Origin of the sequence: Faecousia intestinalis (genome assembly GCF_040096185.1) — a bacterium.
Taxonomy (GTDB): domain Bacteria; phylum Bacillota; class Clostridia; order Oscillospirales; family Oscillospiraceae; genus JAZOXB01.
In genome coordinates, this window is record NZ_JBBMFF010000187.1 from 1 (window position 1) to 11,655 (window position 11,655).

General features: G+C 63.4%; 11 protein-coding genes. 3 read left to right on the forward strand and 8 right to left on the reverse strand.

All coding sequences use genetic code 11. The features are described 5' to 3' along the window. Positions 1-160 precede the first annotated feature (160 nt). Entirely contained in the window at positions 161-526 is a 366-nt protein-coding gene (locus WMO66_RS05800) for a TSUP family transporter (protein ID WP_349135446.1), read from the forward strand. Beyond that, positions 523-903, forward strand: a complete 381-nt coding sequence (locus tag WMO66_RS05805; protein ID WP_349135447.1) for a TSUP family transporter — start codon at positions 523-525, stop codon at positions 901-903. The genes WMO66_RS05800 and WMO66_RS05805 overlap by 4 nt, the downstream gene beginning before the upstream one ends. On the opposite strand, the gene ruvX is transcribed toward WMO66_RS05805, so the two are convergent. Further along, entirely contained in the window at positions 876-1,292 is a 417-nt protein-coding gene (gene ruvX, locus WMO66_RS05810) for a Holliday junction resolvase RuvX (RefSeq protein ID WP_349135448.1), read from the reverse strand. The genes WMO66_RS05805 and ruvX overlap by 28 nt on opposite strands. Positions 1,293-1,634: 342 nt before the next feature. On the opposite strand from ruvX, the gene WMO66_RS05815 reads away from it, so the two are divergent. After that, complete coding sequence (locus tag WMO66_RS05815; RefSeq protein WP_349135449.1) at positions 1,635-2,993, forward strand: 8-oxoguanine deaminase; 1,359 nt, start codon at positions 1,635-1,637, stop codon at positions 2,991-2,993. A 48-nt stretch (positions 2,994-3,041) separates the two neighbouring features. Here WMO66_RS05815 and citX read toward each other — a convergent pair whose 3' ends face one another. The 7 genes from citX to WMO66_RS05850 are packed head-to-tail and all read right to left on the reverse strand — an operon-like array spanning position 3,042 to position 11,469. Beyond that, positions 3,042-4,289: a citrate lyase holo-[acyl-carrier protein] synthase gene (gene citX, locus WMO66_RS05820; RefSeq protein ID WP_349135450.1), complete on the reverse strand. Its 1,248-nt coding sequence runs from the start codon at positions 4,287-4,289 to the stop codon at positions 3,042-3,044. Beyond that, positions 4,243-5,235, reverse strand: a complete 993-nt coding sequence (locus tag WMO66_RS05825; protein WP_349135451.1) for a [citrate (pro-3S)-lyase] ligase — start codon at positions 5,233-5,235, stop codon at positions 4,243-4,245. The genes citX and WMO66_RS05825 overlap by 47 nt, the downstream gene beginning before the upstream one ends. After that, a complete protein-coding gene (gene citF, locus WMO66_RS05830; protein ID WP_349135452.1) occupies positions 5,228-6,757 on the reverse strand; it encodes a citrate lyase subunit alpha in 1,530 nt (509 codons plus the stop codon). The genes WMO66_RS05825 and citF overlap by 8 nt, the downstream gene beginning before the upstream one ends. A 1-nt stretch (position 6,758) precedes the next feature. Beyond that, positions 6,759-7,658, reverse strand: a complete 900-nt coding sequence (citE, locus tag WMO66_RS05835) for a citrate (pro-3S)-lyase subunit beta (RefSeq protein ID WP_349135453.1) — start codon at positions 7,656-7,658, stop codon at positions 6,759-6,761. After that, the gene (gene citD / locus WMO66_RS05840) at positions 7,658-7,951 is read right to left on the reverse strand and encodes a citrate lyase acyl carrier protein (protein ID WP_349135454.1); all 294 of its coding nucleotides are present in this window, start codon (positions 7,949-7,951) and stop codon (positions 7,658-7,660) included. Before citD ends, citE begins: the two co-directional genes overlap by 1 nt. Before the next feature lie 25 nt (positions 7,952-7,976). Further along, positions 7,977-9,188 (reverse strand): NADP-dependent isocitrate dehydrogenase, encoded by a 1,212-nt coding sequence (locus WMO66_RS05845; RefSeq protein WP_349135455.1) that lies wholly within the window; start codon positions 9,186-9,188, stop codon positions 7,977-7,979. A 37-nt stretch (positions 9,189-9,225) separates the two neighbouring features. Next, complete coding sequence (locus WMO66_RS05850; protein ID WP_349135456.1) at positions 9,226-11,469, reverse strand: hydratase; 2,244 nt, start codon at positions 11,467-11,469, stop codon at positions 9,226-9,228. Positions 11,470-11,655 lie beyond the last annotated feature (186 nt).

Genomic DNA, 11,655 nt, shown 5'->3' on the forward strand with positions numbered 1-11,655 from the left:
GCCGTCTCATGCAGAATCTGACGCGCCCTCGGCGCTATAAAAAGCTTTTAAAGCTTTTTATCAGATTCTAGTATAAACGCACATAAAACCAGCCCGCAGCGGAAACACTTCCGTTGCGGGCTTTTTCTGTCCCGATTTGAATCATCCGGAGGGATCGCGAATGCAGAAACGAGGAACATGGCTTCGGGCCGGGCTGACCGGCGCGGCGGCCGGGGCAGTAAACGGTTTATTCGGCGCCGGGGGCGGCATGCTGCTGCTTCCCCTGCTCCATCGCCTGACCGATCTGCGGGAGCATGAGGCCTTTGCCTGCAGCGTCTGCACGATGCTGCCGCTGTCCGTCGTTTCTCTTGTTGTCTACTGGCTGCGCGGCGGTGAATTCTTGACTGCGGCCCTCCCCTATCTTGCGGGCGGCGCGCTGGGCGGCATCGCGGCAGGACTCCTGCTGCGCCGCCTGTCCGCCGTGTGGCTGCACCGCGCGCTCGGCGCGCTGATCGTTTGGGGCGGACTGCGCCTCCTGCTGCGATGAGTGCGTGGTGGGCCGCAGCTCTCGCAGGCGCAGTCTGCGGCCTGCTCTCCGGCCTCGGCATCGGCGGCGGCACGCTGCTCATGGTCTGGATGACCGGCGTTGCAGCCCTCCCGCAGCAGACGGCGCAGGGCATCAACCTGCTGTATTTCCTGCCGTCCGCTGTCTGCGCCCTGATCTTTCATATCCGCAACAAGCTGATCCGCTGGGATATCGTGCTCCCGGCCGCATTGGGCGGCTGCGTGACTGCGGCGATCGCCGCATGGATCGCCACGGGGCTGGACGTCTCGCTGCTGCGCCGCCTGTTCGGCGGCTTCCTGCTGCTCACCGGCCTGCGCGAGCTGTTTTTCCGTCAGCAGCGCGATAAGAACGCCAGATAGCCCTCGAGGATCAGCGAGGCGGCGACGGCGTCGACGGTATTTTTGCGCTTTTTCCCGTGATAATTGCAGTCGCTCAGGATCTGGTGTGCTTCGACAGTCGTCCGCCGTTCGTCCCAGAGCACGACCTCCATGCCGCAGGCAGCCTGGATCGTGGCGGCCATCTCGCGGTACAGCGCCGCGCGCGGGCCCTCCGTGCCGTCCATATTGCGCGGGAATCCCATCACGAGCCGCTCCGCGCCGCTCTCCTGCACAAGCGCGGCAATGGCTTCCGCTGTCTGCTGCGGGCGGCGGCTGTGGATGACGGTCGTGCGGCCGACGATGCTGCCGCTCGCATCGGAAATGGCGATCCCCGTCCGGGCGTCGCCGTAGTCAATGGCAAGAACTCTCATGGTGCCTCCGTGGTTTTTTACTTTACCAACACTGCACAATTGCAGCTTCAGCCTACGCCGGATATTTTTCGCCGATCCATCGGCTTGATAAGGTTGAGGTACACAAAGTACATCCACACCTTTCAAGCCTTGTCTCGACAAAAAATTTCTCGGAGTTCTCTTGCTGAATTATGCGGTGCTTTTCTTTCATTATAGCATGCTTTTACGTACAGGACAAGGGAAATCAACCTGGCTGGAAGTTTCTTTCGATTCCGCTTCAAATCAGCATTGGCTTTATCTTCAAACTATGCTAGAATAAGAGAAAAGGCGGCGCATCCCGCGCCGGACAAAGGAGGAACCCGCATGGCTTCCCTGCTCATTCGCGATCTTGACACCGTGGTCACCTGCGACGATGCGGACAGCGTGCTCCGGCACGTCGACCTGTACTGCGAGGACGGACGTATCCGCGCCATCGGCCCTGATCTTGCCGTTCAGGCCGACGAAGTGCTGGACGGCTCCCATCTGCTGTGCTATCCCGGCCTCATCAATACGCACCACCATCTTTATCAGCAGTTCTCGCGCAATCTGCCGGAGGTACAGAATCTTGAACTGTTCCCCTGGCTCAAGGCGCTCTATGAGATCTGGAAAAACCTCGATACCGAGGTCGTGCACGCTTCTTCGCTGACCGGCATGGGCGAGCTGATGAAAAACGGCTGCACGACCTGCTTCGATCACCACTATGTCTTCCCTGTCGGGTGCGGTGATCTGCTCGGCGCGCAGTTTGCGGCGGCCGACGAGCTCGGCATGCGCATGGTCGCCTCGCGCGGCAGCATGGACCTGTCCGTGAAGGACGGCGGCCTGCCGCCCGACAGCGTCGTGCAGAGCGTGGACGCCATTCTGGAGGACAGCGCCGCGCTGATCGAGCGCTGGCACGATCCGTCCTATGGCTCCATGCGGCAGATCGCGCTGGCTCCGTGCTCGCCGTTCTCCGTTTCACGCGAGCTGCTGCTGCAGAGTGCGAAGCTGGCGCGGCAGTATCATGTCCGCCTGCACACACACCTTGCCGAGACGAAGGACGAGGAGCGCTACACGCTTGACCGCTACGGCCTGCGTCCCCTCGCCTATCTCGAGTCGCTCGGCTGGGTCGGCCCGGACGTCTGGTTCGCGCACGGCATCCATTTTACAGACGCGGAGCTCGACCTTCTCGCAGAGACCGGAACGGGCGTGGCGCACTGCCCCGTTTCCAACATGAAGCTCTCCTCCGGCGTGGCGCGCATCCCCGAGATGCTGCAGCGCGGCATCCACGTCGGCCTTGCCGTCGACGGCTCGGCCTCACAGGACGGCTCCGATCTGCTCGAGGAGATCCGCATCTGCTATCTGCTCCATCGCCTGCATTGCTCTGCCGCTGCGCCGAGCGGCTACGACGTGCTGAAGCTCGCCACGCGCGGCTCCGCCTCCCTGCTCGGGCGTGAGGACATCGGCTGTCTTGCGGTCGGCAAGTGCGCGGACCTGTTCCTCGTCGATTCTCGGCGGCTCGAGCTCGTCGGCGCGTGCTATGATCCCAAAAACGTCTTCGGCACGGTCGGCCTGCGCGCCCCGGTGGATTACACCGTGGTCAACGGCTGCATCACCGTCGCGCACGGCAAACTGACCGGCATCGATGAGGCCAAAACAGCCGAGAATGCCCGCCATGTCTGCGACCGTTACCTCGGCAAAAACTGATCCCGAAACAAACGCTCCCCTCCCGGAAATGCGGGAAGGGAGCGATTTTTATACGGACAGCTCTGTCCAGAAATCCAGACTGCGGAAAAACAGCGTCAAGGCCAGCAGATCGGCGCTGCCGCCGGGGCTGAGGTTGCGGCGCGTCATTTCGGCGTCCAGTGCCGTGAGCTCGGCCTCCCACTGCGCCGGCGGGAGCCGGAGAATGCGCTCCGCTTCATTTTGCGCAAAGGCCAGACCGGCCTCTCCGCCGCGGTAGAGCAGGTTGCTGTCAGACAGATGCGCCATGCTCCACAGCAGCACACCGAGCGGCGGCTGGCTGCGCGTGGCCTGCAGCAGGGCCTGCAGCGAAGGAAAGCCATCCATGGCCTCCTCACGCGCGCCGGGGCGGCCGTAGCGCCGCCGGACCTGCGAGCCATGCGTTCCGACAGGCGGAGCCAGCGCTGCGGCATCGGCTGCGGCAAGCGAAAATATGGACTCCTGCGCGCCGCTCAGATGCCTGCCCATCGCCGCCAGCAGCAGCGAGAGCGCATACAGCGCGCCCTTGTGCGTGTTCACGCCGTCGGTCGCCTGCAGCATCTCTGCCTCTGCCTGCCGCCCTGCACTCTGCAGCTGCAGCGGTGCAGCACCGTCCAGCCCGAGGCGGACCATCCGGCAAAACCACGGCCGGAGCGTCTCTGCGCTGCGGAGCATGAGCAGAAGGTCCATATCCGTGTGTGCGCCATTCGTGCGTGCGTCGACAAGGCCGGGCTTCGGGGAAAGCGCCGCCTCCTCGCGAAGGGCATCCGCCGCCAAATTGCCGAGCGTTGTGCAGGCGAATTCTGCGAGCCTGCGGGTCGTCTCGGTGCAGATAGCTTTCAGCCCATGCGCGCGGCTGCGGGAGCAGGCCGCAACGGGTCCGCCGCAGACGAGGCAGCGGCGCATTTCGGGCCGCGAGAGCTTTTCTCCCGCGGCATCCAGCACATCCAGATCATAGAGCCGCCCGACCTCCGTCGACTCCAGCTCCATACAGACGTCCTTGAGCGCCTGCGCCGGGCGGTCATATACCAGCAGGGCTTCGCAGCCGGTCACGGCTTCCGTCAGGCAGCATGAAACCGGTCCGCCGAGGCGTTTTGTAAGGGCGGCGACGCCTGCCTGAAAGGCAAAGCGCGACAGCGGCGTATCCTTGACAGGCCCTGCCATATTCATCGTAAACGAAACGAGCGGCAGGCCATACTGCGCAAGCAGCCGCTGCTGCCGCCCGGCCCGGTTTTCACGGGCAAGGAGCACCTGCTCCAAAGAGACTTCGACAGGCTTCATAGGTCGTTTTCGGGACCAGCGCGCGCACGGCGGCGAGATCGCCCTCCTGCAGGCGCGCACGGACTGTGGTGGCGGAGATCGCGTTCAGACGCGGGATCTCCGTAACGTGGATGCCATAGGCGGGCAGAATGGCCTGCATACGGCGGTTATACTGTGCCGTGACGGCGCACGTCGGCTCCTGACCGACAAAGCGCTCCGTGATATGGAGCGCGGGCGCGATCGCGCTGCCGAACAGCGTCAGGTCGAGATCGCATTTTGCCTCCGGCGCGCGGGCCTGATCCTTGAGGAAATAGGCCGGGAACGTCGCGGGGCTGATGAGATAGTCGCCGCCGGGATAGGCCCGGACATTCGGCAGATCGGCAGTCCCCTCGCGCACCAGCCGCAGGCGCAGCTCCGGTGGGAACAGGCTGTCCGTGTCGCTGAGGACAAAGACAAGGACCTGCGCGCAGCGCGCGGCGGCATAGGCAATGAGATGCCGGTGCCCCAGCGTGAACGGGTTGGCATGGCAGACGATGCAGCCGACGGGCCGCTCCGGCCCGACCGCAATACCGGACAGAAAACGGCGCAGTCCACCGCGGCCATGCTCCATCATCAGCATGTCCGGCGTCTGCGCCAGCGGCGTAAAGCCGAGTGAACGGAACAGGCCGCTCTTTCCCGGCGCGGTAAACAGAAATGGGTGCGGCACGCCGTGGGCTGTGGCATCCTGCAGCAGGGCCGAAACGACCTCGGCACAGGCTCCGCCGCCCTCGGCCTCCGGCGAGACGGCGATCTGGCGCAGGACCTTGCCGCTGCGGGTGCCGCAGGCGAGGAGCGCACCGTCGTCTGCCAGCAGCAGCGCCGTGCACTCCCCCGCCTCCTCGAGCCGCAGCCCGGCCCCGGTCAACAGGCGCGCATGGGCAGCCTGCAGACCGGGCGGGACAGCGGTGCAAAGCAGCAGATCAGGCATCCTCGTCGATCTGGCGGATGACGTCGATGATCGTATTGTCGCGATACATCACGACGCCGACGACGCGGTCCTTATAGCGGATCGGCTCCGGCACGCCGACGATCTTTTCGGCGCGCTGCTGGAGCTGCTCGATGGTAAAGACGTGCAGCCCGGCCTTCTCAAGCTTCTCCTTCACGTCGGGGCGGCGCGGATTGACGGCAATGCCATGATCCGTCACGACGACGTCCACGGCGTCGCCGGGCGTGACGACCGTGTTGACGTGCTTCACGATGGTCGGGATACGGCCGCGCGTCAGCGGAGCGACAACGACGGACAGGCTCGCGCCCTCGGCCGTGTCGGGGTGGCCGCCGATAGCGCCGCGGATGACGCCGTCCGATCCGGTCAGAACGTTGACATTGAAGTCAGTGTCGATCTCCAGCGCAGAGAGCACAACAAAGTCCAGCTGATCGACGGCGGAATCCACGAGATAGCTCGCGTAATACGTTGCGCCGATCTGATGGTGGAAGTGGTTATTTTTCAGGGACTTGGCCGCATCGAGATCAAAGCTCTGCACGTCGAGGATGCGGTCGATGAGGCCCTCCTCGTGCATGGCCGTGATCTGGCCGGTGATGCCGCCGAGGGCGAACCTGCAGTGGATGCCGCGGTCGAGCATCTTCTGGCGGAGGAAACGCGCCGTGGCGAGCGAAGCACCGCCGGAGCCCATCTGCATGGAGAAGCCGTCGTAGAGGTAGCCCGCCGCGTCGATAACATTGGCGGCATTGCGGGCGATGAGCAGCTCCTTCGGGTCCTTCGTGTAGCGCGTTGCGCCGGACATGATGCCCTTTGGGTCGCCGATGTCGTCCGTGACGACGACGTAGTCGACCTCGTCCTCCGGAATGGCCCAGGGGGCGTTCGGATAGGCGACGAGATGGTTCGTGATGATCACGACCTCGTCGGCATAGGCAGCGTCCGGGCGGGCGTAGCCCAGCGAGCCGCAGGCAATGCCCTCGTCGTCATCGCGGCTGTAGCCGTTGGCATTGCCGTAGGGGTCGCACGACGGCGCGCCGAGGAAGGCGACGTCGATGTGCAGCTCACCCGTGCGGATGGCAGAGGCGCGCCCGCCGTGAGAGCGGAACACGACCGGGCAATCCATCAGGCCGCGGGAGACGGCCTCCGCCAGCTCGCCGCGCATACCGGACGTTTCGATGTGCGTGATAACGCCGTTCTGAATGTGGCGGATGAGCGGAGCGTGAATGGCTGAAAGCGACGAAGCTGCAAGCTTAAGATCGTGGAAGCCCATTTCTGCAAGCTTATCGAGCACCATATTGACGATATGGTCGCCGTTGCGGAAATGGTGGTGGAAGCTGATGGTCATGCCGGCGCGCAGGCCCGTCAGGCGAATGGCATCCTCCAGCGAGGGGACGACCTTGTTCTGGTGGTGATAGCGGTCGGCAAACGTCTCGGTGACGCGCTTGCCCACGCCGTGATATTCTCCGTGGTGCGCGATCTCGTCCAGATGCGGAATTTGATGCAGGTCCGGCATGTCAAATCTCCTCCACTTCATCGATCTTGCTGCCCGCCTCATAGAGGTCGAGCAGGCGGCGCGCGCGGGTGACGACCGGCTTGTCGATCATCTTGCCCTTGAGGCTGGCGACGCCGCTGCCGCGGGCGTTGGCCTCCTCAATGGCGGCCATGATGAGGCGCGCTTTGTTCAGATCTTTCTCGCTGGGCATGAAGACGCGGTGCAGCGGCTCGATCTGCCGCGGGTTGATGACGGACTTGCCGTCGAAGCCGAGCTTCTTGATGAGCATTGCCTCGGCGAGGAAGCCCTCCTCATTGTTGACGTCGGAATAGACGGTGTCCAGCGCGGCGATCCCGGCGGCGCGGGCCGCATTCAGAATCATGCACCGGGCAAACAGCAGCTCGATGCCGTCAGAGCGGGTCGTCTTCAGATCGGTGACGTAGTCCTCCGCACCGAGGGCGATGCCGATGAGACGGTTGCTGGCGCGGGCGATCTCGGCCGCGTTCAGAACGCCGTTTGCGCTCTCAATAGCTGCCATCATGCCGGTCGTGCCGACGGGGATGCCGGACTCGCGCTCGATGCGGGCGATCTCGCGCTCACAGTCGATCACGTCCTGTGCGGAGTCGGTCTTCGGCAGGCGGACGACCTGCACACCGGCGCGCACGACGGCCTCGAGGTCCTCGATGCCGAGGCCGCTCGAAAGATCGTTGATACGGACGACGGTCTCACGCGAGCCGAAATTCAGGGAGCGCAGCGCATTGTAGACGAGCAGACGCGCGGCGTCCTTCTCCGTGTAGGCCACGGAGTCCTCGAGGTCGAACATGATGCTGTCCGCGCCATAGATGTGCGCGTCGCGGATCATGCCGGGGTTATTGCCGGGAACGAACATCATACTGCGGCGCAGTCTGTCTTTGATATACATCACTTGACCTCCCAACGATACGCGGCAGAGCCGGCGCTGCGGAACAGCGCGGCCGTGACCCGCGCGCGGATGGTGCAGTCCAGTGCGCCCTTGTCAACAGCGGTCACGGCGGCGTTTTCCACGCCGTATTCCGTGAGCGTTTCCGTGATGACGCTGCGGATCTGTGCGCCGAATTGCTGCAGAACATTGCTGGTCAGATCGATCTGAATGCCGCCGGCCTCCGCCGGCTCCAGCGTGACCATGATGTCATTGGACTCCATGGTGCCCGCCGTGGCTGCTTTGTGCAAATCCATTGCATAACCCTCCTGCATGAGCCGGTCAGAGACTGGCTTCGAGATTACCGCGGACGGCGGCGAGGAACGCTGCGGACGTTACGGCATGCGCCTGCACGCCCTCGTCCACGAGGCCGACCAGATCCTTCGTCATCGTGCCCTGATTCAGGGTCGTGAAGCAGGCCTGTTCGAGCTTGTCGGCAAACTGCTCCAGCTCCGTCAGGCCGTCGAGCTGGCCGCGCTTGCGCAGGGCGCCCGTCCAGGCGAAGATGGTCGCCATCGGGTTCGTGGAGGTCTCCTCGCCGCGCAGATGGCGGTAATAGTGCTTTGTCACGGTGCCGTGAGCGGCCTCATACTCCGTCGTGCCGTCCGGCGAGACAAGCACGGACGTCATCATGGCAAGGCTGCCGAAGGCCGTGGAGACCATGTCGCTCATGACGTCGCCGTCATAGTTCTTGCAGGCCCAGATGAAGCCGCCCTCGCTGCGGATGACGCGGGCAACGGCGTCGTCGATGAGGGTGTAGAAGTAGGTAATGCCGAGCTCCTCGAACTTCGCGCGGTAGTGCTCGAACTCCTCCTCAAAGACCTTCTTGAACTCGCCGTCATAGATCTTGGCGATGGTGTCCTTCGTGGAGAACCACAGATCCTGCTTCGTATCAATGGCATACTGGAAGCAGGAGCGCGCAAACGAGCGGATGCTCTTTTCCTTGTTGTGGGCGGCCTGCCAGACGGCGGGACCGTCGACCTTCTGCACGAGAAGCTCCTTCTTCTCGCCGCTCTCGCCGACGAACGTCAGCGTGGCGGAGCCGGGCTCGGTCGTGTAGAGGTCGACCGACTTATACACGTCGCCATAGGCGTGACGGGCGATGGTGATGGGCTTTTTCCAGTTCTTTACGACGGGATGGATGGTGTCGATGCAGATGGGCGTGCGGAACACGGTGCCGTCCAGAATGGAGCGGATCGTGCCGTTCGGGCTCTTCCACATTTCGGTGAGCTGCGGATACTCCACCATGCGCTGCTTGTTCGGCGTGATGGTGGCGCATTTGACGGCCACGCCGAGGCGGCGGGTGGCGTTGGCGGCCTCGACCGTCACCTGATCCTTCGTCTCGTTGCGGTGCAGCAGGCCGAGGTCATAATACTCGGTCTTCAGCTCCACAAAGGGCAGGATGAGTTCGTCCTTGATCATCTTCCAAAGGACACGGGTCATCTCGTCGCCGTCCATCTCCACCAGAGGGGTCGTCATTTTGATCTTTTCCACGCTGTTGCTCCTCCTGTCAGTTATGAATGTTATGGATTCAGTCCGCGATGCGCGCGGCGTAATAATTCATCAGGCAGCCGTCCAGAATGATCTCGCGCTCATCCTGCGTCAGGCCGCGGATATGCAGCATCAGGTCCTCGACAGAGCCGTCCTTGCGGATGACCTTCGCGGGGATATCCTCGCGGGCCTCCTCCACGGCGCGGCGGACGTCCGGGACGAATACGCAGTCGCCGTCGGCATAGTCAAACGGGGTGCCCTCGTCGATCGTGAACGGCAGGATGCCCCAGTTGATGCAGTTCGAACGATAGCGCTTCGTCGCATAGCTGTAGCAGATGTTGGCGAAGCCGCCCAGGACCTTCTGACAGGAGGCGGCCTGCTCGCGGGCAGAGCCGTCGCCGGGCTTGTTGGCGAAGACGGCGGAGCCGAACTGCGTCGTTCCGGCCAGTGCGGCAGCGTCGCCGACGGCGGACAGAACAGCCTTCAGGTGCTCCGGCAGCTTGCCCTCGCGCCGCTCGGCCTCCTGCGCGGCGATGTCCTTCGCATGGCCGACATATTCCGGCACGCGGCGGCTGAGCGTAAACTCGGCCAGACGCAGCGGATTCGAACGGTAGGACGACGTCTCGCCGGACGGGATGAGCTCATCGGTCGTCGTGACCGGGTCGTGGATGACGGCGGCCAGCTCGACGAGCAGGTTCTCTGTCAGCGGGTACATCTTCGGCCAGTCGGTGATGTTCGGGCCCATGACGAGCTCAACGGAGGGATCGGCCTTGCCGAAGCCGTAGTAAATGCGGTTGTCATAGACCGCACGGTCGAAGTGATAGGGCTGCGGCTCCGCAACATAGTCCATGTCCGTCGCGGGCGTGATGCGGCCACCGTTGGCAGCCGTTGCGGCGATGGAGCGCGCGTCCATGAGGCACACGGCGGCGAACTGGCCCTCGCCGGGCTTCGAGCCCTCGCGGTTCGGGAAGTTGCGCGTCGTATGGCGCAGAGACAGGCCGTTGTTGGCGGGGACGTCGCCTGCGCCGAAGCACGGGCCGCAGAAGCTCGGCTTGATGACCGCGCCGGCCTCGAGCAGCTGTGCCGTCGCGCCGTTGCGCGTGAGCGCAAGCGAAACGGGGACGCTCGTCGGATAGACGTTCAGGCTGAATTCGCCGTTGCCGGTCGAGCCGCCGCGCAGAATGTCGGCAGCCTCGGTGATATTGTCGAACAGGCCGCCGCTGCAGCCCGCGATCACGCCCTGATCTGCCCAGACGCCGCCGTCATGCAGCTTGTCGGTCAGCTTGACATGGGCCTTCGGGAAGCGGCGGGCAGCATCCTGCTCGACCTTCTCCAGCAGCTCTTTCGCATTGGCAAGAAATTCCCGGATGGGATAGGCGTTCGAAGGATGGAACGGCAGGGCGATCATCGGCTCGACCTTGTCCAGCTCGATGGTGATCATCTTGTCATACCAGGCTTCTCTGCCCGGATGCAGCTCTGCATAGTCCTGCGGGCGGCCGTGCGTCTCAAAGAAGCCGCGCGTGATCTCGTCCGTCTCCCAGATGGAGGACAGGCAGGTCGTCTCCGTCGTCATGACGTCGATGCCGTTGCGGAAATCGATGGGCAGATTTGCGATGCCGGGGCCGCAGAACTCCAGCACGCAGTTGTTGACAAAACCGCTGGCGAACGTTTCCTTCACAAGAGAAATGGCAACGTCGTGCGGGCCGACGCCGCGGCGCGGCGCACCGGTCATGTATACGAGAACGACCTTGGGCATGTTGACGTCCCAGGTGTTCTTGAGCAGCTGCTTGGCAAGCTCCGGACCGCCCTCGCCGACTGCCATCGTGCCGAGCGCGCCGTAGCGCGTATGGGAGTCCGAGCCGAGGATCATCGCGCCGCAGCGCGCGAGCTCTTCACGGGCATAGGAATGGATGACGCTCTGGTTGGCGGGCACATAGATGCCGCCATACTTCTTCGCGGCGGACAGGCCGAAGACATGGTCGTCCTCGTTGATGGTGCCGCCGACTGCGCAGAGGCTGTTATGGCAGTTCGTCAGCGCATACGGGATCGGGAATTCCTTCATGCCCGAGGCGCGCGCCTGCTGGATAATACCGACATAGGTGATGTCGTGCGAAACCATGGCATCAAAGCGGATCTTCAGGCGCTCCGGGTCGCCGGACGTGTTGTGCGCCTGCAGGATCTGCCATGCCATGGTCTGCTTTCTCGCTTCGTTTTGGGGAATGGACGCCTTCTCCTCCGGACGGCCGTCTACGAGATAGATGCTGTTCTCATGAAGTTGAATCATAATGCCACCCCTGGTTTTGTTTTGAAAGTATTTTCCGACCGGCTTCCTCACCGGCAGGAATTTGAATGCCCCGAGGGCGCAAGGCCGCTCGTGGTACGTTTGTAGTGTAGCATATGCGCATGCATTCGTCAAGCGTCGGTTGGAAGAAGCTGGAATACAGGGCTTCTCTTTTTGGTACATTTGTTT

Excerpts from the sequence above, each read along its gene's own strand:
- citD (WP_349135454.1), bottom strand. The coding sequence starts at position 7,951 with ATGGATTTGCACAAAGCAGCCACGGCGGGCACCATGGAGTCCAATGAC.
- ruvX (WP_349135448.1), bottom strand. The coding sequence starts at position 1,292 with ATGAGAGTTCTTGCCATTGACTACGGCGACGCCCGGACGGGGATCGCC.
- citF (WP_349135452.1), bottom strand. The coding sequence starts at position 6,757 with ATGCCGGACCTGCATCAAATTCCGCATCTGGACGAGATCGCGCACCAC.
- WMO66_RS05805 (WP_349135447.1), top strand. The coding sequence starts at position 523 with ATGAGTGCGTGGTGGGCCGCAGCTCTCGCAGGCGCAGTCTGCGGCCTG.
- citX (WP_349135450.1), bottom strand. The coding sequence starts at position 4,289 with ATGAAGCCTGTCGAAGTCTCTTTGGAGCAGGTGCTCCTTGCCCGTGAA.
- WMO66_RS05850 (WP_349135456.1), bottom strand. The coding sequence starts at position 11,469 with ATGATTCAACTTCATGAGAACAGCATCTATCTCGTAGACGGCCGTCCG.
- WMO66_RS05815 (WP_349135449.1), top strand. The coding sequence starts at position 1,635 with ATGGCTTCCCTGCTCATTCGCGATCTTGACACCGTGGTCACCTGCGAC.
- WMO66_RS05825 (WP_349135451.1), bottom strand. The coding sequence starts at position 5,235 with ATGCCTGATCTGCTGCTTTGCACCGCTGTCCCGCCCGGTCTGCAGGCT.
- WMO66_RS05800 (WP_349135446.1), top strand. The coding sequence starts at position 161 with ATGCAGAAACGAGGAACATGGCTTCGGGCCGGGCTGACCGGCGCGGCG.
- citE (WP_349135453.1), bottom strand. The coding sequence starts at position 7,658 with ATGTATATCAAAGACAGACTGCGCCGCAGTATGATGTTCGTTCCCGGC.